The following is a 20,267-nucleotide window of genomic DNA, read 5'->3' on the forward strand; positions in this document are numbered from 1 at the left end:
ATCTCGCATCGATAGCGGCCCTCGAGCGCGCGGACCTGAGGTTGACTCAGCTGGCCCGCGTCGGCGTGGACTCGGACGCGCCGGCTTCGATGCTGCCGGTGCTCGATGCCGCGAGGAATCTGCCGCTCGGTTATGCGCAGCGCGACGCGCGCGTGCCGCTCGCCTCCCGCTTCGGGCTGAGCCAGAGCGAGCAGCTCGGCACCGCTGCCAGGTTGCGGTACCAGGCGTTGCTGCGCGCGACGATCGAGCCGTTCGTCGCGCGACGGCTCGCTCGCGCATTGACGGCTCCGGGCCTCGATGCGGGGGCTCGCTACGCCGCGCTGCGCGTTTATCTGATGCTGGGCGATCGAGTCCACTTCGATGCCTCCGCCGTACGGACATGGGCCGCCAGCGACGCGCGCTCGCTGCCGCTCACCGACGCCCAACGAGCCGATTGGCTCGAGCATGTCGACGCGCTCTTCGGGACGGGCAGCTTCAAGGCCGACGTGCCGCTCGATGCGGAGCTCGTCGGGAGCGCGCGTGCCGCCATCGGTACCGTTCCGGTGGCCGAGCGCGTCTTCGACACGATACGTCCCGAGCTCGAAAAAGCGATGCCGCAGCCGCTTTCGGTCGACATGATGGGCGGCGACGACGCGGGGCTCGTCCTCATTCGCAAAAGCGGCAAGCCGCTGACCGACGGCGTGCCGGGGGCCTACACGCGCCAAGGCTACGCGCGGTATCTGGGGTTGCGCGAGGCGGCCTTGCAAGCGCTCGATCGCAATGCCTGGGTGATGGGCCGCACCATGGCACCGGCGGGCGATCCCGCACGCCGGGCGATGCTGAGCGGCGACATCGACCGCTATTATTTCGACCGTTACATCGCGGCATGGGACGGCATCCTGAACGACGTCTCGCTGCGGCCGCTGCCGAAAGGAAGTGACGGCGCGTCGATCGTGAAATTCCTGGCACGGCCGGATTCGCCGCTGCGCACGTTTCTGATGACGGCGGCCACGCAAACGACGTTGGCCGGCGATGCGACTGGTGCCCTCGATGGCGGTAAGGGCCCGGGGCCTGCGACGCAATCGATATGGCGGACCATGCTCGCGCGTGCCGGAACGATCTTCGGCTCAGGGCGTGCGAAGCATGCTACGTCGGCGAATGGGCCCGCGCCGGGGGCTTCGGGAGCGCCCGTGGCGGGTGGCCGGTCCACGGATGGCCGCCCCCCGGATGGCCGGCCCGTGGACAGCCATTTCGAAGCGTTGCATCGGTTCGTGGCGTCGGGCCGTGACGCTCAACCGTCGGCGCTCGATGAGGTGCAGCGCGAGCTTGCCGCGGCAGGCGCTTTTCTCGACGCCGTCGAAGCCGCCCATGCGAATGGCCTCCCCGCGCCGCCGGGCGATGCGCTCACGGCACTCGATCAAGCCGCGCTCGGTGTGCCGCAACCGATGGCCGGCATGTTGCGCGGACTCTCCGCAAGCGGTACCGCGGCGACGCTTGCCGGCGAGCGGTTGCGCCTCGACGCGCTATGGCGCGCGAGCGTCGCGCCTTTCGGTCACGCCGCGCTGGACGGACGCTATCCGTTCGTGAGGACGTCGCAAGTCGACGTAACGCTCGACGATTTCTCGCGCGTATTCGGTCCCGGCGGTCTCATCGATACGTTTTTCCGCAACAACGTGCAGCAGTATGTCGATATGTCCACGCCCCACTGGACCTGGAAACCGTCGGCGAAAGCGCTGGGCATGTCGGCGAAGACGCTCGAGATGTTCCGCGAAGCGGCGGCGATTCGCGACGCGTTCTTTCCGGACGGCAGCCGGACGATGCAGGTGCGCTTCGCGCTCACGCCCGAATCGATGGATCCTGCGTTGACGCGTTTCATGCTGACGCTCGCCGGTAAAACACTCGACTATCAGCACGATCCGCGACGCGCCGTCTCGTTCGACTGGCCCGGCGCAACGGCACCTCAGCCCACGCGAATCGACTTCGCACCCGCGGCGGCCGACGGGCGCAGCGCGGTCGATGCCCAGGGCCAGTGGGGCCTGTTTCGCTTGCTCGACCTGGGCAAGCTGACACGCAAGCGGGCCGACAGCTTCGATCTGAGCTTCGATTTCGGCGGCAGAAAAGTGTCGCTCGATCTCGCGGCCAGCAGCGTCGTCAATCCGTTCGCATTGGACGCGCTGAGCAAGTTCCAGCTTGTCGATACGCTCTAACCATAGCGTGCCGGAGCGCGCCTGAAGCGCGTACCCAGGGAACCGCTCGGGGTCCGCGCGTTACTCAATGCGCTATGGATATCAATCATGCTCAGGGTGGACCGCGCATAGTTTTCGCGCGCACGCTCGAATGGCTGCATCGATTCGGCGCGCGCAGCGATGCCGTCGTGGCTATCATCGTCGCGCTTGTCGTGTTCATGATGGTGCTGCCGTTGCCGACGCCGGTCATCGACGCGCTCGTCGCACTCAATATCGCGACAGCGCTGTTGCTCATCGCGCTTTCGCTCTATCTGCCGAATGCGGTCGCCTTCTCGAGCTTCCCGGCGGTGCTGCTGTTGACGACGCTCTTCAGGCTCGGCCTCGAGATCAGCACGAGCCGTTCGATTCTGATGCACGCCGACGCAGGGGCGATCGTCGAGACATTCGGCCGGTTCGTCGCCGGCGATCACGTCGTCGTCGGTGCCATCGTGTTCTTTATCGTGGCGGTCGTGCAGTTCGTCGTCATTACCAAGGGGGCCGAGCGCGTGGCGGAGGTGGCCGCGCGTTTTTCGCTCGACTCGATGCCGGGACGGCAGATGGCCATCGATGCCGACGTGCGCGCCGGCCTCGCGCGCCCGGACATGGTGGCGCACCTGCGCGCGGAGCTCGCGCGCGAAAGCCGGATGCACGGCGCCATGGATGGCGCCATGAAGTTCGTGAAGGGCGATGCGGTGGCGGGATTCGTGATCGTGATCGTCAACCTGACGGCGGGCATGGCCATCGGTGTCATCTACAAGGACATGACGGTTGGCGAGGCGCTTCATCGCTATGCCGTGTTGACCATCGGCAACGGTCTGATGGCGCAAATCCCGGCGCTGTTGATCTCGATCGCCGCGGCTGTCCTCATCACGCGCGGCGGTGAGGCGCAGACGCCGCAGGGCACGACGCTTGGCCGCGAAGTGCTCGGCCAGATGCGGGCGGCGCCGGCGGCATGGATCGTCGCCGGCACCGTTGCGGCAGCGTTTGCCGCCGTACCCGGGATGCCGTGGATAGCGTTCGCGCTCGTCTCGGCATCGATGCTCGGCTTCGGTGCGCTCGGCCTGCGCCGCGAGCGGGCCGGCGTCGATTCCCGCCGCAAGGGCGAGCCGGAGATGCACCCGGATTCGCCGATCCCTGACGAATGCGACATGCGGCAGATCGTGCCGATACGGCCGATCGTCGTATTCATCTCGGAGCACATGGCCGGCGACGAGCGGTTCGCTCGATTCGAGCGCGCCGCGCGGCGCGCGCGCAACCGGCTCGTGCTGCATCATGGCATGACCGTGCCGAACATCGACATCCAGCGTGTGCGCCGGCTCGAAGGCGATGCCTACGAAGTGGCCATTCACGAGGTCGTTGCCGCGGATGGACGCTTTCATTGCGACAGCCTGTGTGTCAGGGAAGAGGCGATATCCGACGACGCGCTTCGTGTACATACGGTTGCGCAGCGCTACCAGCTCATTGCGAAGGCGGTGTGGATCGAACGCGAGCGTTGGATCGACGCCGGCGCGCTCGCATCGGGCATCGATGCCGTCGACTATTTCGAGCGGCTCGTCACGCAGGTGCTGCATCGTCATGCAGCGCGCTTCGTCGGGATCCATGAAGCGCAGCTCGTGTTCGGCTGGCTTCAGCGCGAAACGCCGGCCGCGGCCAAGGAGCTGGCGCAGGTGATGCCGCTGCCACGTTTCGCCGAAGTGCTGCGGTTGCTCGTCGGCGAGCGCGTGTCGATTCGCAACGTACGCGTCATCGTCGAGACGCTCGTCAGTTGGGCGCCGAGGGAGAAGGACACGGCGATGCTCGCCGAACATGTGCGCCTCGCGCTCCAGGCGCAGATATGCCAGGAATTCGCGCGCGACGGCATACTTCACGCGGTACTCGTCGATCGCGCGCTCGAAGATACGTTGCGCGCTTCGCTGCAACAGAACGCGCAGGGATGGACGTTTGCGATCGATCCCGAGACCGCCGGGCACTTGCTGACGCGCGCGGCCGAGCTATGCCGGCCGCCGGACGAGCATGGCGCGACACCCGTCGTGCTGACGGCACAGGACTTGCGCCGCCCGCTGCGGCTCTTGCTGCGCGACGAAGTGTTCGACGCCTATGTGCTGGCCTATACGGAACTGACGCCGACGCAGCGTGTGCGCGCGGTGGGGACGATCTCGCGCGATGCGGCGTGATCACATCTCGGCTCGTTCGTCGAAGAAGAGATCGTCGATTTCGATCGGTTCGGTGCAGCGTGCATCGAGCGTATCGAGTTCGTCCACGAGCCGGTAGACGACCGCCACAGCGCGATAGCAATCCGCGGGAATCGTGGCTTCGACCTGGACGTCGGCATGAAGCCGCCGTGCGAGCTTGCGGAAGTGGAAAACGGGAATCTCGGTCAGATGTGCCGCGTCGATCATCTGCCGGGCGGCTTCATCCACGCCTTTGGCAACGACGACTGGCACCGATTGCGTTTTGCCGTCGTAGTGGAGCATGACGGCAATATGCTCCGGATTCGTCACGAGCGCGCGGCCCGAACGAGGCGCATCGAGCGTCGGGCCGGCAGGGGCCAGCAATGCCTCGATGAGCGCCGAGCGCAAGCGCGCCCGGACTTGCGGGTCGCCGGCGGTCTGCTTCAGTTCCTCTTTCATGTCGCGATGCGACATGCGCAGTCCGCGCCGATGATGGCGTTTCGCGAGCCACACGCTGGCGAATGCGGGAGCGACAAGCGCGGCCAGCAGCACGCGGATCACGAAGTGGGCGGTTTCGACGCCGGCTTGCCAGTTCGCAGCCAACGATTGCCGGGCGAGCAGCGTCGGCACGATTTGTACACGATCGGCGAGTGCGAGCGTGGCCGCTATGCCGAGTACCGCGGCGCTGACGAGCGATATGGCCAGCGCCGTGAGATGTCGAGCGGAAACGAGCTGCCGAAAATGTGCAAGCGGATCGAGCCGCGCGAGCGACGGCGCCAGCACTTTCGGCGAGAAATGCATTGACCCTGCCATCCACGCGCCGCATACGGTTGCAGCGAAAGCGGTCGCGCCGATGCAAGCGAGGACAGGCACCATGAGCCGCGCGCATGCACTCACGAGCCGCGCCGCCGAAGCGAGCGGGCGCGCGGCGGAGATCGCCTCCAGCGCGAGGCCCGCTATATCGAGCCAGGCATCGCAGGCGGCGTCGAGCCCCCAGAAAAGAAGCTCCGTCGATGCGGCGAGGACGAGCAATGCGCCGAGCGGCTCGCTGCGTGCCACGTTACCCTTGGCGCGCGCATCGCGCAACCGCTTCTCGGAAGGCGGCAGTGACTTCTCGCTCATGGCCTATCGGCGCGCATGCGACCGAGGAGGTGCATGGTGGCCTCGGCATGCGCGAAGGTGGCCTGGGCGAGCGCATCGAGGAGCGCGGGCAGACTCAGCGCGACGACGAGCACCGCGAGGACGCTTTTGAACGGCAACGTTGCGACATACGCCGGAAACCGCGGAGCAGCTCGCGAGAGCACGGCGAAGCAGACTTCGACGAGAACGAGTGCGAGCAAATAGGGCAGCGCGAGCAGGACGGCCAGACGCATCATGGCCGTCAGCAATGGCTCGATCGCGGCCCACGTGCCGCTATCCAGCGCGGGCAGCCACGCGAGTGGCGGCCAGACGGCGAAGCTTGCGTAGACGACGGCGACGAGTGCATGAAGCGCGCCGGCGTGGATCAGATAGACGCAGGAGGCGTGCTTGAACAAGGCGCCGAAGACCGAGGCGTCCGGCGATGCGGTCGGGTCGAGCGCCTGTGGGTTCGCGCCGCGTTGATAGTCGAGACAGGTCCCCGCTGACTCGACGGCCCACAATGGCACGGCGAGGACGGTCGCGAGCAGTAGGCCGATAGCGCATTCCTTCGCTGCCAGGCCCAGTGCGAGATCGGGGCTTGGCGCGCGCGCCGCGATGGCTGGCAGCAGACCCGGCACGATGGGCAGCGCAAGCGCCAGTGCAACGGCGATGCGTGCGATGCGCGACAGCGCGTGCGGAGCGAAGATCGGCACGAGGATCAGTGCGGGCACCCAGCGGAGCGCGCCGAGACCGAGGGCAAGAACGAGGGGCAGCAGCGGGCCGAGCGGGTTCGTGAGCGGATCGGGCATGGACGTTCATCCGCGCGGCAGCGCGGCGAGCGCGAATGCTTGTTCGACCAGGCGGACGAGTTCGATACCGAACGAGTGGGCGCTCGCGGCGAGCGTTGCGCAGACGACCACGAGCTTGACGGCGTACGGCAGCGTTTGATCCTGGATCTGGAAGGCGGATAACACGAGCGACATCGTGACACCCGCACAGGCGGCAACGAGCGCGACGATCAGCGACATCTTGAACGTGAGAATGAGCGCATGCTGCATGAAGGCGAGGGAATCGGGCATCGGCTTCAGCTTCGATACGAAACGACGAGCGCTTCGATGAGACGACCCCATCCGTTCGCGACCACGAAAAGCAGCAACTTGAGCGGCAGCGAAACCATCGTGGGCGGCACCATTTGCATACCGAGCGCGAGCAGGACATTGGAGACGAGTAAATCGATGACGACGAATGGAACGAAAAGAATCAAGCCGATTTCGAATGCGGCCTGCAGTTCCGAGACGACGAATGCGGGGACGACGATGCTCCAGTCATTCGCGGCGGCCGCTCGCGTCCTGTCGGGCGAACCGTGCAGCGCTAGCTCGACGAACCGTTCGCGTTCTTCCAGTCTGCTGTTACGCAGCATGAACTGACGTAGCGGTTCGGCGATCGCCTGGGCCCGCGCGATCTGCTCGCGTCCCGAAACGGCGCCGGCCGTTGCCGATGAGGCGCTCCGTTGCGCTTCGTCCAGGCACGCGCTCAGCGTCGGCGCCATCACGAAAAGCGTGGCGGCCAGCGCCACGGCGTTGAGTGCGAGCGCGGGCGGCGCTTGCTGCACGCCGATTGCGTTGCGTACAAGGACGAGGACGACCGATATCTTCAGATAGGAAGTCATCGTGATCGCGGCAAGCGGAAGCAACGAAAGCGTGCCGAGCAGGACGAGCAGGGCGAGCGGGTGCTGATCGGGCGTCATGGCGAAGCGCCGTTCCCGGACTCGCTGTGCCATTGCGTGATCTCGACGGCCAGCCGGCCGTCGAGATCGACGAGTTCGCCATAGCCGACGGGCACACCGTTGGCTTCGATGCGCACGGTCGGCGGCATGCCCTCGGCGAGCCGAAGCAGCGTGCCTCCGCTGGCGGCGGCGAGCGCGCCCAGCGGCAGATCGAGGGTGCCGATGACGAACGACAACTGCACGGGCAGGCGCGCCGGGTCGACCGGGCTCGGGGTATCGGGCGGCAAGCCGGTGGTTGACGGGCGAGGGGAGGAGGTATCGTCGTGCATCGCATGAAGGACTTCGAAGCTGGAATCGGCGTCGCGCCAGCGGACTTGCCAGGCGAGGCCGGCGAAAACGACACGTCCGACGCCGGCCGTGTCGAACGCGGACGAGGGCAGGCGGAGGATGTCACCGCTCGCGAGCGATGAAATGTCGGCGGACGGCATCGCGAGCGTTCCGGCGATCACGCGTGCGCGACTGGGCAAGTGCTCGAGCCACGGGGCGATGGCGGGCGACGGGAATTGCCAGGGGCCGTGCTCGATCATCTCGTTGAGCGCATCGGCATTGACGCGCACGAGCATCGCAACGCGCAGGTGCGGCATCGTGCAACTGAGGCTGACGGTGAGGATGTTGTCACTGCCGGCGCGCGAACTTTGCGAAGGCGCTGCGCACGCCTCGTAGCGGGGGTCGCCGAGCGCGGCGCCGAGCGGTGTGGGCAATGCCGCCAGTGCGTAGTGCACGAAGGCCTCCCGCGCCGCGCGGTGCTCGGCCAGACCCGGATCGATGCCTGTCAGCGCGAGCAACCATGCTTCGCAATCGTGCCAACTCATGCCGCCAAAGCGGGTTGAGATGGCGAGCCCGCGGCCTTCGACGAAAGCGGTGGGCGCCGCGCCACGCAGCTCGAGCGTTGCGGTACTGGCGTCGCCCAGCGAGACGCGCAGGGCCGGTACGCGGGCGAGCCGGCTTTTCGCGACGCGAGCGGCGTCTGCTCGGCGCAGGACTATTGCGCGGTGCGGATGCGTCATCCCTGCACTCGCATCGGTGGTGTCGACGATACCGCCAGCGACGACAGGCCGTCGGGATCCTCGATGCCCACTCCAGCCGACAGTCGCTCGGCCAGCCGATATTTTTCCCGCTGGCGCCAACACCTGCGCTGGATGTCATGGGCTGCGGCCAGCGCCGCGCGTGCGGCCTCGAATCGCTTGTTCCCCGTGTCGACAGCGGAGCCTGCGTTGGAGCGGCGCGCCATGAGATGCGTATAAGCGTGCTCATGGCACGCGAAATCGTTGCGGTTCAGGAAGTCGATATGGGAAGCGCCTTGCGCAATGCGGCGCCGAAGCGCTTCGCGTGTGCGCGCGAGTTCGAGGTCGAGGCTAGCCAGCACGCGGCGCGCGCATTCGAGTTCGTGAGATGCCGCGCTCGCATCGCGCCAGGCATCGGCGACGAGCTCGCCGGCCCGTGCGAGCCGGGCCTCCGCCCGTCTGCCCAACAGGCGCAGGACGCGTGGATCAATTAGCGACGACGGCATGCAGTTGCTCGAGCGTATCGCGCCATGGGCACGGCGTACGCGTGTCTTGACGCAGGAATGCGAGAAGGCGCGGATGACGCGCGACGGCGTCGTCGTTTTCGGTGTCGCGCCCTGCTTGATACTCGCCGAGCGTCAGCAGTAGCTGAAGATCGCGATGCCGCGACAAAAGGCATCGCAATCGAGCCGCGTCGTTTCGATGCGTTTCGGCGACGATCGCGTCCATCGCGCGGCTCGTACTCGCGAGTATGTCGATCGCGGGAAAATGCCCGCGCTGGGCCAGTTCCGTCGACAGCACGATGTGCCCGTCGAGCAGCGAGCGCGCTTCTTCGGCGATCGGATCGAGCGTCGACGTTTCGGTCAATACCGTATAGACGGCAGTGATCGAGCCCCGCGGCAACGGCCCGGCTCGCTCGGTGAGGCGCGGCAGCATCGCGTAGACGGAGGGGGGCAACCCAGCGTGCCCTGTCGGCTCCCCGGCCGCGATGCCGATCTCCCGTTGAGCCCGAGCGACGCGCGTGAGCGAATCGACGAGCAGCAGTACATGAGCGCCGTTCGCGCTGAGCCCCTCCGCGATCGCCGTGGCCGTGAAAGCGGCGCGCACGCGCTCCATGGCGGGGCGCTCGGAGGTGGCGCAGACGACGACGGTTCGCGCGGCCACAGCGGAATCGAGCTCCCGCTCGAGGAATTCATTGAGTTCGCGGCCGCGCTCGCCGACGAGTCCGAGGACGACGGCGTCGGCGTCGATGCCGCGTGCGAGCGCGCCGATCAACGTCGTCTTGCCGCAACCCGGTCCCGCGAAAAGACCGATGCGTTGACCGCGGCCCAACGTCAACGCCCCATCGAGCGCGCGAATGCCCGTCGTCAGCGCATCGACGATGCGCGGCCGTGCGAGCGGCACAGGCGGATCTGCCAGCACGGGCCGGCGCACGCATCCACGCGGCGTGTGCCGGCCCGATGGCACGACGGGGGGCGAGGCATCGAGCGGTCGCCCGAGGCCATCGAGCAGCCGACCCAGCAAATGTCTTCCCGCTTCGACGTCGTGCGGGCGTCCCAGCGATCGCAGCGACATGCCCGGTGCCAGGCCCTGCGTAGCCGCAAGCGGAGCGAGCAGCGTGCGTGAATCGTTGAAACCGATGACTTCGGCGAGCATCGGATGGCCATGCACGTCGACGCAATCGAGCTCGCACAAGTGCCCGACTTTGGCGCGAGGCAATCGCGCGGCGATGAGCGTGGCGCTGACTTCGACGACATGACCCAGTGCATGCGCAGTGGTCCGGCCGGCGCAGCGCTCGTTCACCCGGCCTAGCCACGCCGCGAGGCGGGCTTCGAGCAAGGCGGCATCGGCCGAATCGCACGCATCGGACGACGGGCGCGCGAACGTCACCATGCGAGCTCCGCGACGCCCGCACCCGAGAACACGATCTTGTGCGGCTCGATTCGTTGGAGCGTGTAATCGCGCCATCGATAGCCGGGCGCCAGGACTTGTCCTTCACGCGTGACGACGAAGCCGTGGCGGCCGTGGCGTACGCTCGCGACGTCGAGCGGGGCGCGTGCGACCGTCAGGGGCGGCGGATAGATCGATGCCTCGACAGGCCGGACCGTTTGCGATGCCGCAGGTGCATTGCCTGCCGCGTCGATGGGACGTGCGTTTCGCGTGGACCCGAGCCATAGCAACGCTGCGCCGAGCAGGATCGCGGCGCACGCCGCAACGCAGGCCAGCTCGGTGATCGAAGTACGCAATGCTGCCCGCCAACCGCCGCTGCCCGCCGGGCTCGACGATGCCAGGCCCGCGTCCCACGGCGCCTGTTCGTCGGCGATTTTCGTGCAAGCGGGGCCGATCGCCACCTGTGTCCCGGCGCCTACCAGGATCGGACAGGCGGCCTTGCCTGTGCCGCCGGCGCGAAACGACCATACATCGTCGACTCCGCGCGAGAATGTTCCGGCGTGCGCCGGCATACCCGGATCGCACAGCACCAGATCGTTGTCGGGACTGCTGCCGAGGCGAATCGTGTCGCCGTCGAGCGGAAATGCGGCGCCGCGATGCAAGCCGCTCAAGATGCGAAGTTCGAGCATGGGAAGGGATGACTGCGTTCGGGTTAGAGCGCGTGCGCACTAAGAAGCACTGCACGTTGACGCGCGCGCGATGTGGCGACCGGGTAGACGGCAACGAGCCGCGGCGGCGCGCCGGATTCGAGCACCACCGCCGTCGTCAGTTCGGTGCTGCTCGTGCTGGCCCATTCCTGCCCGGGCAACCCGGTTGGCTGCCGCATGGCGAGCCCGATGTCGACGGAGATCGCTGCCGGGCCGCTCGGCGGCGCCGGCAGGACACGCGCAACGAGATCGAGTGCGTCGCCACGCGGCGCTGACCGACCGTTCGCGTGGTCGGCACTCGGCGCCGACGACGGGGCGGGCGCACTCGGCTCTTCCGCGCCGATCGCCAGGCCCAGGTGCCGGTTCGCGAAGCCGACGATGCGTTGCCGGTTGAGCACGCGCGCGCGGTGTTCGGCGAGTGCGTTCAGCCATCGTGCATCGCGTTGGGCATCGGCAGCGCTCGCGCCCTGCACCGCGATGTCGGGGCCGCGGCCCGACGCGTGTTCCGCGGCGGGCGGCATGAGCGCCGCATCCTCTGTCTCGAGAACGAGCACTTCCATCGATACCATCGGCTGCGGCCGATCGAGCGCTTCGACGAGTTGCGCCACGCGTGTGCGCAGGGCAAGATCGGCCCACACGAACACCGTGTTCGTTCGCTCGTCGGCGGCGACGACGATATCCGCGCGGCGTGAGCTCCGCGGCAGCGCGGCGCTGGACTGCGTATCGGGCAGTACAGGCATGACGGGTGCGGTGCCGGTCCGGCTCGGAAAGATCGCATCGACGAGCGGCAATGGGGTGGGTGCGGCGACGCCGGGCAAATCGGGTACCGAAGCCTGAGGGAGCCCGAAACCGTGCCTTGGCGGGTGCGTGTCTTCGCCGGTCAGCAACTGGCGAAGAATCGATGCGACGCCGGGCCGCGGTGCATTGCCGCGCTCGGGCGCGGGCCCATCGGCCGCCTGCGCGTGGCGCAGCACGAAGACCATCGGCTGCGGCTCGGCGGCTGCGCCGGTGGTCGGACGGTGCGAAAGGAACCGGCGCAGCAGCGAGCGATACTCGCCCGGCCCACCGACGAGCACCGCATCCTGGCCGGGCAGTGCGCCCCAGCCGAAGCGCGGCTCATAGAGCCCGACGGCTGCCAGCGCCGCGCGCGCCGCTTCCGGGTCGAGGCCGCCGAGCGCCATGCGTTCGACGCGCGAAGCGGTGCGTGCGCTTACATACAGTGTGCGGTTCGCGACGAACCAATCGAAATGATGGGTGCGGGCGAGTTGCTCGAGAAAGTCGCGGCCGGTCTCCGCCCGAAGCCATCCGGCGAGGCGCGCCGTGCGCCAGCTATCGTTTGCGCGCCCGCGCTCGTCGGCGAGGCGAAGCCGCAGTCCGTGATCCTTGGCGAAGCGATCGAGCGCATCGAGCGGCGTCGATTGCGCCGCTTGAAACGCATAGGGCGCATCGAGCCCGTCATGCGGTGATTCGCCCGCGCGTGCGCTGGCGGCCCCGAGAACGATCGCGCCGATGAGTGCGAGCGCGCATCGGCGCAGCCATTCAACGGATTTCATTGAGCACCGCACGCGCCAGCAGGAACTTCGTCTGCAGATCGCTCGTTGCGCTCCAGTTGGCGAGCGAAACGCCGCGCAGCGCATCGACGTAGCGCTGCCACTGCTCGGGAGCGCCCGGCGAAAGCGTAGCGCGAACCTGATCGGCGTGCTCGATCGCGCGCGTGAGTTGGAGTTCGGTGGGGCTCAGTGTGGGTGTCATGGATCGTCCGTCGAGCGTGGCCTGGGAGAGGGGGGCGGTTCATGCGCAGTGCCGCTCGAGTTTCGCGCGCAGCCGGGCGAGCCGCGAGCGCACCGTGCCGACGGGGATGCCGAGCCGTTGCGCGACCTGCACGTAGCTGACGTCGTCGATAAAGAGCAGCTCGATCATGCGTTGCTGCTCGGGCGGAAGCGACTGCGCGAATTCGATGAATTGCGCAAAGCGCTGGTTGATCGACATGCGGCGCTCGGGAGCGAGCGTGTCGACGAGTTCTTCTTCGTGTTCGTCGATGCTTTCGACGATGAACCGGTAGTCCGCGGTGCGATTGACGTAATTGCGCACGATGTTCAGCGCGATGGCCGTGAGCCACGTTTTCGGATGCGCCGTGCCTCGATAGGACGACCGGTTTTCCCATGCGCCGAGATAGGTGGACTGGAGGATGTCTTCCGCATCTTCGGCGCTACGCACCCGACGCATGATGAAGCGTTGAATGGCAAGCGCGTGCGAGCGGTACCAGTCGTCGAATACAACGGACACATCAGCGTCGGCAAGGGGCGCCGGCAGGTCCGAAGGCCTCGAAATCATGAGCGTCGAATGTTTTGCGGTTTGGAATAGCCGCGATCGTCGCGCCAGGCCCCAGCTGCAGCCGATTTTGATATGAAAATCGGACGATGTTACGCACCGGGCCGAACGGATCGCATCGATGCGCACGGGCCGGTTCCGTTCGGCGCCCCCCCGCTCGTCGCGGCATCCCGGCACCGGCTCGCCACTGGATGGAACCGGTGCGCGTGCGTTGTTACTAAGGTGTCGATTTCTTCCCGGTACTCGTCGATTCCGGGAAGCGTAAAAACATTTCACCGACACCAGGGAGAGTTCGCCATGACCTTCGCAGCCGTGATTCCCGCACTCAGCGCGCTGAGCGCATTGGCCAGTGCCGCCTCGTCGGCCGTTTCGGCCGACGGAACCGAAAACCTCGATCAGATGGGCAGTGTTTTCAAACGTCAGCAGAACATGCAGTTGAAGACGATCGAATTACAGACCGAGGCCAATATCCAGAAAATGATGGCCGATACGGCCAACAGCATCGCGAGCGGTCAGCTCGACTCCGCGACCAAGATGCAAAATGCCGCGCACAAAGCAGCGCAAGGCATTCATTTTTGATCGCGTGGCCCGCCGCCCTATCGCGCGGTGGCCGAATCACTTCAAGGAACGATATGTCGATGGATGTTCAAGCCGCGGCGATGGACCGGATGGCGCAGCGCGTACGTGCGATCGACACGGTGTCTCACGCCGCGCTCGCGTTTGCGGAGCAAAAGCACCGGGTCGATGCGCAAGCCGGTCTCGATGCGTCGCACTCGCGCATGTTGACCGAGCTCATCAACTCGCTTCGCCAACTGACGCAGCAAATCAAGGCTTGATGCCGGCCAGGAGCGAGACCATGGACGCGTTGCACCGTTCCGATTTCCGGGCGTTTCCCGCCGTCGGCGTCGTGCCGGCAACCGATGCTCCCGCCCTCGCCCGCGAGGGCGCCGAGTTCGCGCAGGCGCTGGCCGAGGCACCGCTGGCCGGCGCATCGCTGCGCGCGCTCGAGCCGCGCGCGCCGGCCCATTCCTCGGCGCTCGATTTTCTCGAGGGGCACCTCGAGCATATCGCCCGCACCCGCATCGAAGCTCGCCAGTTGCCCGAGCGCATCGTCAAGGCTCATGCGAACGGCGCGGGCACGGCCGATATCGCGATCGCGATGCACCGTCAGGCAAGGCTCATGGCAGCGTATCAACTCGATGTGTTGTGGGCCGCGAAGCTCGTTGGCACTGCGACAGCTTCGCTGAAACAACTGATCACCGCGTCATGACGCATGGCGCCGCATCGTCACGTCGTTGCCGCGTTGGCAGATCGGTCGCAGCGGGGCTCGCGCTGGCGCTGGCCGGCTGCGATGCGCGAGTCGAACTGTTTCGCTCGTCCGATGTCCAGGCCGCCAACGAAATCCAGGCCGCGTTGCGTCACCGCGGAATCGATGTCGAGCGAACGGGGGACAAGGACGACGTCGTACTGTCCGTAACCGACGCCGACTTCTACGGCGCGGCCGGCGCGCTGCGCGATGCCGGGCTGCCGCGGCAGCCCCGTCGTGGGTTGGCCGATGCATTCACCGGCAAAGGACTGTTGCCGAGCCCGCTCGAAGAGCGGACCCGTTATGTCCATGCGCTCGAAGCAGCGCTGGAAAGCGTCATTCTCGACATCGACGGTGTGGTGTCGGTGCGTGCCCGCGTCGTACCGCCGGAGCGGCCCTCGCCCGGTGCGCCCCTCGTGCCGGCCTCCGCGTCGTTGCTCATCAAGCATCGGCCCGATATCGATCTGACGGGCCTTCTGCCGGGCCTTGTACGGCTCGTCAAGAACGGCGTGCCGGGGCTGGCCGGCGAGGACGATCGACATGTCGCCGTGATGCTGGTCAAGGAGCGCGAGCCCGCTGCTGCGGCGGTGCGAGCCGGCCCCGGAGCCGTCGTGCGTCAGTCCTATACGGCATGGGCGGCGGCAGCGGCACTCGGCACGGCGGGCACAGCGATGTTGGGATGGCATCTGCGCCGTTGGGTGACGCGCTTGCGCGCAGCGAAGCGATGAGCGGACCACCCGATGACGGCTGGCCGGCGTTCTGGTGCTCTCCGTGGCGCTGGGCCCATGCCGATTGGCATCGGCGATACGGCGCATCGGCGGCGGTGCCTCCTGCCGGCGTAGCGGGCCAACGATTGCTGTTTCGCGGCTGGATCGATGCGTTCGAGCTTGGACGGTGCTGGTCACCGCCGGCCGATATCCGATGGTTCGAGGCGCTCGCCGCGCCGCCGGCCATGATGGTCGAGGCAGCGGCGGTCTTCGGATGGATCGCACTCGTGCGAGCGGGAGGCGTCCAGGACGTGGGCAGGGCGGCGCAGCCGCGATTATCGATCGCGCTTCGCTATCGTGAAGTCAATTGCATCGATGCGCGTCTCGTACCATTCGGCGGTGCGCAATGGGATGCGACGGTTTGCGGCCTGAACGTGTTGTCTGCAATGGCCGAGGCCGGCTGGCCCGACGTGGCAGCCCGCGTCTCGATGATGCGAACACCGCAACGGTTGGCGACCGACGCATGGCTCGTCATCGAGCGGATCGATGTGACGTTGTGCGTCACGCTTTGGCTTGCCGTGCTCCGGCGGCTGCGCGCGCTCCATGCGAATACCGGTTCATGAGTTTTGTCTCCCGCCGCATCGCTACGCCTCCGGAGTGTCCCGTGCCGATCACGCGGACCGTGCTTCGGCGCGCAGATCTTGATGCGCTCGGTGAAGCGATCGACTATGCGAAAGTCGTACGCCGCGAAGCCGATGCACTCATTGCGCGGGCGCGTGACGAAGCCGCCGCGCTGCACGGGCAAACCTCGCTCGAATGCGGGCGGCGTCGTCGCAGCGCCGATGCCGCCTTGCTCGAGCGCGCCATCGAACTCGAGGCCGCGTATCGAACGTGCCGCGATGCCCTAGCGGCGCGGCTCGAAACGACACTCGATGCGGCGCTGGCCGTGGCGATAAGACGGCTGGCCGCGACATTGCCGCCGGCGCAGCGTATGCAGATCTGCGCACAAGCTCTGCGTGAATGCGCGGGCGCGGAGGCGACCGGTTGTCTGTTCGTCAGTCCGGACGATGCAATGGCGCTTGGCGACGATGCCGCACGCATCGGGCTGCCGTGGGCGGTGCAAGCAGACGCCTCGCTGCCTCGGGGTCATTGCCGCCTCGAGGTGGAAAACGGAGCGTGGGAGATCGAATGGGAATCGATCATCGAACGATTTCTCGAGCGCGGTTGATTAGGCAAATCGGGCCGCTTGTTCCCATATGTTGGTATTTCACCGGGGTTGGACGATATCGAGATGTAATTGTCTGCGTTCGGGATTTCCATTTTCAAGATTTTTCGTATTATCGGTTCGACTGATGCCCTTTAGTATTTTTGATTTTCGCAAGCAAACCCGGGTTCGAGTCGCCCTCCTGCGCAATGCGCATATCGGCGTGCCGCGCCATTCGGCGACTTGCGTCGGCTCGGAGGTCAACCATGAACAAATCATTGCGCATCATTCTCGCTGACGACCATGCCATCGTCCGCTATGGCATTCGTCTCGCTATCGAGGCGAGCGGCGTCGCGGAAATCGTTGCCGAAGCGTCCAGTTCGGACGAACTGATCGCGGTGGTTCAAAGCGAGCCGTGCGACGCGATCGTCACCGACTATTCGATGCCTGGCGAGATCACCCAGGATGGCATGGCATTGGTCGATCGTTTGATGCGGCTTCGCCCGAATGCGCCCATTGTCGTCGTCACTGCTTTGCGCAATGCCGCCATTCTCAACAAGCTGATCGCCAAAGGCGTCAAGGCCATCGTCGAAAAAGCCGGCGGTGTCACGGAACTGCATTACGCATTGCTTGCCGTGTCGCAGGGGCGCTCTTATCTGAGTCCCGGGCTCCAGTCACTGCTCGCGGGCGCGAGCATCGTCGGTACCCGCGTCGGTCATGAGGCGAAGCTGACGACAGCGGAACTCGAGGTGATCCGGCTTTTCGTCCAAGGTCAGAGTCCGACCGAAATTGCCCAGCGGTTGAACCGGAGCGTCAAGACGATCAGCCGTCACAAGGTGAGCGCGCAACGCAAACTGGGTGCGCACAATAGCCAGCAACTGCTCGAATATTGCCGCAAGAACAACGTGTTTCTGACATGAACGCGCAAGCCGGTTCGTGCGGGCGAGTCGTAGGCGCTTGCGTCGGGCGCATCGTCGGGCTGGCTTGCATCATCCTTGCCCTGTCGATCGCCGGCTGCCAAACGCATGGACAGGACGAGCAACCGCCCCACATTGGCTGGGATCTGCGCATTGCGCTGTCGCCGCAGGAGCGAGCCTATCTGGAATCGTTGCCGCCGCTGCGGATCGGCACCGATCCCCACTGGGCGCCGATCGCATTCCTCGACCCATCGGGTCGCGTCGGCGGTATCTCGGCGGATTACCTGGACTTCGTTCGCCAAACGCTCGGTTTGCGGCTTCACATCGTGCCCACCGGGTCATGGGCGAAGACGGTGCAGCTTGCCAATGAGGGCGGACTCGACCTTGTCGTCGCGACGTCGCGATCGGACGGTCTCAACAGCACGTTCAAATACACGACTCCCTATGGTCGCTACCCGCTCGTCATCGTGACGCGCGAAACGGCACCCTTCATCGCGGGCGCCGGCGACATTTCCGGTGCGGAGGTTGCGATCGTAAAAGACTCCGACGCGCTCACGGCGGAACTGCCGGGCATGCACGACACGCATAAAGTCATCGTAAGCTCGGCCGAGGAGGGGCTCGATGCCGTCGCACAAGGCAAGGCCTACGCTTACATCGGCAATCTGGGCGTCATCGACCGCCTCGTTCGCGAAAAATACGAGGGCGTCCTGCGCATCGCCGCGCCGGCAGGCTATGTCGAGGAACTGTCGTTCGGCGTCGGGCCGCAATATGCTCCACTCATCCCGCTCATCAACCGGGCGCTCGCCGCGATTCCCGAAAGCGAGCGCGAGCATATCCAGAACAGCTGGCTATCGGCGCGCTTCACGTTCGGCGTACCGGCCCGAACGCTGTGGATCGTCCTGACGCCGATCGCCGTATTGACGGCGCTTTTCCTTGCGGTCTTGTGCGTCTACATGCTTCGGCTTCGTAAAGAGGTACGGCAGCGGCGCTCGACCGAACGGCAGCTCGTGGAACTCACTCAGTCGTTGCCCGCGATCGTGTTTCAACTGCGGTTCATACGGACCAAGCATGCCGCTGCCGTCCCTTTCACGCTCGTCTTCGTGAATCGCCGCGCCTACGATTGGCTCAACCCGCGAGCTGCCAGGGCGGACGAACTTTTCAAGCGCTTTTTGGTTGCGCTCGACGCGCAGGCGCGATTCCGGTTGATGCACCGTTTCCTGCATTCGACGCGTTCGCTCGAAACGGTGCGCGCCGAGCTCGCACTGTCGCTTAACGCACCTCGCCCGACGTGGGTCGAACTCGAAGCGGCACCCCAGTTTCACGCGCGCGGGGAAATCGTCTGGAGCGGGTACGTTCGCGACATCACCGAAACCAAGGAGACGCAGACCGCACTGATCGATGCGAAGCACGATGCGGAGGAGGCATCCCGGGCGCGCGATGTCTTCCTTGCCACCGTGAGCCATGAGATCCGGACACCGATGAGCGGTGTCGTCGGCATTTTGCAGTTGCTCGATCACGGCAGGCTGCCGTCCGACGACCAGCATCTCGTCGACATGGCGCGCAACGCGGCTGAAATTCTGTTGCGCATTCTCAACGACGTTCTCGACTTCGCGAAGAGCGAGAACGGTGAACTGACGCTCGAATGTCAGCCGTTTTCGCTGGCCGACGTGGCGCAACGTACAGCCGGTATCGCCGCGCCGGAACTCGAACGCAAAGGGTTGCGTTTTGCGGTCGAAGTCGCCCGGGACCTTGCGCCGCGATATCTCGGCGACGCTCAGCGCCTCGGACAGGTGCTGCTGAATCTGCTGGGCAATGCGTCGAAGTTCACGGACTATGGCTTCGTTTCGTTGTCGGTCAAGCTGCGTCTGCGTGAAAACGGAATCGAGCATGTCGTGATCGAGGTGGCCGATACGGGCATCGGCATCGCGCAGGAGGACCAGGCGCGCCTTTTCGCGCCGTTCGCGCAGGCGCGCTCGTCGAGCGCGAGCCGACCGCCTGGCACCGGACTCGGGCTCGTGATCTGCAAGCGGTTGATCGAATCGATGGGCGGCACCATTGCGCTGACCAGCGAACTCGGCCGCGGCACGACGATCGCCATCGATTTGCCGCTGCGGATCGATCCGGCGGTACGCGCGCCGTGCCGCGATACCGCGTCGCATCGTACGACGGCCGAGCCGGCTGCGGCAGCAACGGGGCCGTTGCAAATATTGGTCGTCGAGGATCAAGAGATCAACCGGGAAGTGCTCAAGCGTCAGATCGTGACGCTGCGCATCGCCGAGTGCCACACGGCTGTCGATGGCGCGCAGGCGCTGAGGATGGTCGAACGCCAGGCCTACGCGATGGTGATCACCGATTGCATGATGCCGGGAATGGACGGTGTCGCGCTGATCCGACACATTCGCGAGCTCGAGCGCAAGCTGGGGCGGCGCCGCATGCCGCTGATCGCACTGACGGCGAATGCGATGCCGCAGCAGCGCGAGGCTTGCTTCACCGCGGGTGCCGACGACGTATTCGTGAAGCCGGTCGGCATCGACGCTTTGCGCACGCTGCTCCAGCAGCACGGCATCGTGGCGCCGCCCATCGTCGAATTGGAGAAGGCGGGCATTCCCTCCGAGCGGCATACGGATCTGTGGGAAAAGCTGCAGCGCACGCTCGTCAGCGAGCTTTCGGCCTTGTTGGGACTATCGCTGGAGCAAGACACCGTGCGCGCGAAGGAGATCGTGCATCGCATCGTCGGTACCGCCGCGTGGTTTCATCTGCAAGCCGTCGCTCAGGCGGCAACGCGCCTGGAAGCTTGCCTGGAAAACGGCGAGCCGCCGCATGGGGCGCTCTTCGAGTTGCAGACCGCGATTTCCCGTGCGACCGGGGAAATGTCGGACAGCGCGGCCGGCGCGCCGTCCTGAGCCTGTTTGCCGGCCGCC

The 20,267-nt window shown here is 66.2% G+C and carries 21 protein-coding genes; 10 read left to right on the forward strand and 11 right to left on the reverse strand.

Annotated elements, in window-relative coordinates; genetic code table 11:
• A partial coding sequence (gene tssM, locus ACO1XS_RS04635) for a type VI secretion system membrane subunit TssM (protein WP_486390100.1) occupies nt 1–2,186 on the forward strand: 2,186 nt, incomplete at its 5' end.
• Between the two features lie 74 nt (nt 2,187–2,260).
• Complete coding sequence (locus tag ACO1XS_RS04640) at nt 2,261–4,378, forward strand: FHIPEP family type III secretion protein (protein ID WP_486390101.1); 2,118 nt, start codon at nt 2,261–2,263, stop codon at nt 4,376–4,378.
• Here ACO1XS_RS04640 and ACO1XS_RS04645 read toward each other — a convergent pair whose 3' ends face one another.
• Genes ACO1XS_RS04645 through ACO1XS_RS04695 form a run of 11 tightly spaced genes read right to left on the reverse strand, consistent with a single transcriptional unit; the run spans nt 4,379 to nt 13,167 of the window.
• Complete coding sequence (locus tag ACO1XS_RS04645; protein ID WP_486390102.1) at nt 4,379–5,497, reverse strand: EscU/YscU/HrcU family type III secretion system export apparatus switch protein; 1,119 nt, start codon at nt 5,495–5,497, stop codon at nt 4,379–4,381. It lies immediately after the preceding gene.
• The gene (gene sctT / locus ACO1XS_RS04650) at nt 5,494–6,303 is read right to left on the reverse strand and encodes a type III secretion system export apparatus subunit SctT (RefSeq protein ID WP_486390103.1); all 810 of its coding nucleotides are present in this window, start codon (nt 6,301–6,303) and stop codon (nt 5,494–5,496) included. Before sctT ends, ACO1XS_RS04645 begins: the two co-directional genes overlap by 4 nt.
• A 6-nt stretch (nt 6,304–6,309) precedes the next feature.
• Nucleotides 6,310–6,573, reverse strand: coding sequence for an EscS/YscS/HrcS family type III secretion system export apparatus protein (locus tag ACO1XS_RS04655; protein WP_331566995.1), 264 nt, complete (start codon nt 6,571–6,573; stop codon nt 6,310–6,312).
• A 5-nt stretch (nt 6,574–6,578) separates the two neighbouring features.
• A complete protein-coding gene (gene sctR / locus ACO1XS_RS04660; protein WP_440560285.1) occupies nt 6,579–7,241 on the reverse strand; it encodes a type III secretion system export apparatus subunit SctR in 663 nt (220 codons plus the stop codon).
• Nucleotides 7,238–8,287 (reverse strand): type III secretion system cytoplasmic ring protein SctQ, encoded by a 1,050-nt coding sequence (gene sctQ, locus ACO1XS_RS04665; protein WP_486390104.1) that lies wholly within the window; start codon nt 8,285–8,287, stop codon nt 7,238–7,240. Before sctQ ends, sctR begins: the two co-directional genes overlap by 4 nt.
• A complete protein-coding gene (locus ACO1XS_RS04670) occupies nt 8,284–8,790 on the reverse strand; it encodes a hypothetical protein (protein WP_486390105.1) in 507 nt (168 codons plus the stop codon). The genes sctQ and ACO1XS_RS04670 overlap by 4 nt, the downstream gene beginning before the upstream one ends.
• Nucleotides 8,771–10,177, reverse strand: coding sequence for a FliI/YscN family ATPase (locus ACO1XS_RS04675; RefSeq protein WP_486390106.1), 1,407 nt, complete (start codon nt 10,175–10,177; stop codon nt 8,771–8,773). The genes ACO1XS_RS04670 and ACO1XS_RS04675 overlap by 20 nt, the downstream gene beginning before the upstream one ends.
• On the reverse strand, nt 10,171–10,863 hold the full coding sequence (locus tag ACO1XS_RS04680; RefSeq protein ID WP_486390107.1) for an FHA domain-containing protein: 693 nt from the start codon (nt 10,861–10,863) through the stop codon (nt 10,171–10,173). Before ACO1XS_RS04680 ends, ACO1XS_RS04675 begins: the two co-directional genes overlap by 7 nt.
• 23 nt (nt 10,864–10,886) lie before the next feature.
• Complete coding sequence (locus ACO1XS_RS04685) at nt 10,887–12,434, reverse strand: secretin N-terminal domain-containing protein (protein ID WP_486390108.1); 1,548 nt, start codon at nt 12,432–12,434, stop codon at nt 10,887–10,889.
• Nucleotides 12,421–12,633, reverse strand: a complete 213-nt coding sequence (locus ACO1XS_RS04690; protein WP_331567009.1) for a hypothetical protein — start codon at nt 12,631–12,633, stop codon at nt 12,421–12,423. Before ACO1XS_RS04690 ends, ACO1XS_RS04685 begins: the two co-directional genes overlap by 14 nt.
• Before the next feature lie 39 nt (nt 12,634–12,672).
• On the reverse strand, nt 12,673–13,167 hold the full coding sequence (locus ACO1XS_RS04695; RefSeq protein ID WP_486390109.1) for an RNA polymerase sigma factor: 495 nt from the start codon (nt 13,165–13,167) through the stop codon (nt 12,673–12,675).
• Nucleotides 13,168–13,509: 342 nt separating this feature from the next.
• Between ACO1XS_RS04695 and ACO1XS_RS04700 the strand changes: the two genes are divergently transcribed.
• From ACO1XS_RS04700 to ACO1XS_RS04735, 8 genes are all read left to right on the forward strand, one after another.
• Nucleotides 13,510–13,791: a type III secretion system major pilin HrpA gene (locus tag ACO1XS_RS04700; RefSeq protein WP_486390110.1), complete on the forward strand. Its 282-nt coding sequence runs from the start codon at nt 13,510–13,512 to the stop codon at nt 13,789–13,791.
• A 59-nt stretch (nt 13,792–13,850) separates the two neighbouring features.
• A complete protein-coding gene (locus ACO1XS_RS04705; RefSeq protein WP_486390111.1) occupies nt 13,851–14,048 on the forward strand; it encodes a hypothetical protein in 198 nt (65 codons plus the stop codon).
• 20 nt (nt 14,049–14,068) lie between these two features.
• The gene (locus ACO1XS_RS04710; RefSeq protein WP_486390112.1) at nt 14,069–14,482 is read left to right on the forward strand and encodes a hypothetical protein; all 414 of its coding nucleotides are present in this window, start codon (nt 14,069–14,071) and stop codon (nt 14,480–14,482) included.
• On the forward strand, nt 14,479–15,246 hold the full coding sequence (locus ACO1XS_RS04715; protein WP_486390113.1) for a hypothetical protein: 768 nt from the start codon (nt 14,479–14,481) through the stop codon (nt 15,244–15,246). The genes ACO1XS_RS04710 and ACO1XS_RS04715 overlap by 4 nt, the downstream gene beginning before the upstream one ends.
• Nucleotides 15,243–15,848 (forward strand): hypothetical protein, encoded by a 606-nt coding sequence (locus ACO1XS_RS04720; protein WP_486390114.1) that lies wholly within the window; start codon nt 15,243–15,245, stop codon nt 15,846–15,848. Before ACO1XS_RS04715 ends, ACO1XS_RS04720 begins: the two co-directional genes overlap by 4 nt.
• Nucleotides 15,845–16,453 (forward strand): HrpE/YscL family type III secretion apparatus protein, encoded by a 609-nt coding sequence (locus ACO1XS_RS04725; RefSeq protein ID WP_486390115.1) that lies wholly within the window; start codon nt 15,845–15,847, stop codon nt 16,451–16,453. Before ACO1XS_RS04720 ends, ACO1XS_RS04725 begins: the two co-directional genes overlap by 4 nt.
• Nucleotides 16,454–16,695: 242 nt before the next feature.
• A complete protein-coding gene (locus tag ACO1XS_RS04730; RefSeq protein ID WP_331567025.1) occupies nt 16,696–17,349 on the forward strand; it encodes a response regulator transcription factor in 654 nt (217 codons plus the stop codon).
• The gene (locus tag ACO1XS_RS04735; RefSeq protein ID WP_486390116.1) at nt 17,346–20,249 is read left to right on the forward strand and encodes an ATP-binding protein; all 2,904 of its coding nucleotides are present in this window, start codon (nt 17,346–17,348) and stop codon (nt 20,247–20,249) included. Before ACO1XS_RS04730 ends, ACO1XS_RS04735 begins: the two co-directional genes overlap by 4 nt.
• Nucleotides 20,250–20,267: the final 18 nt, after the last annotated feature.

Source organism: Trinickia sp. (assembly GCF_057351765.1).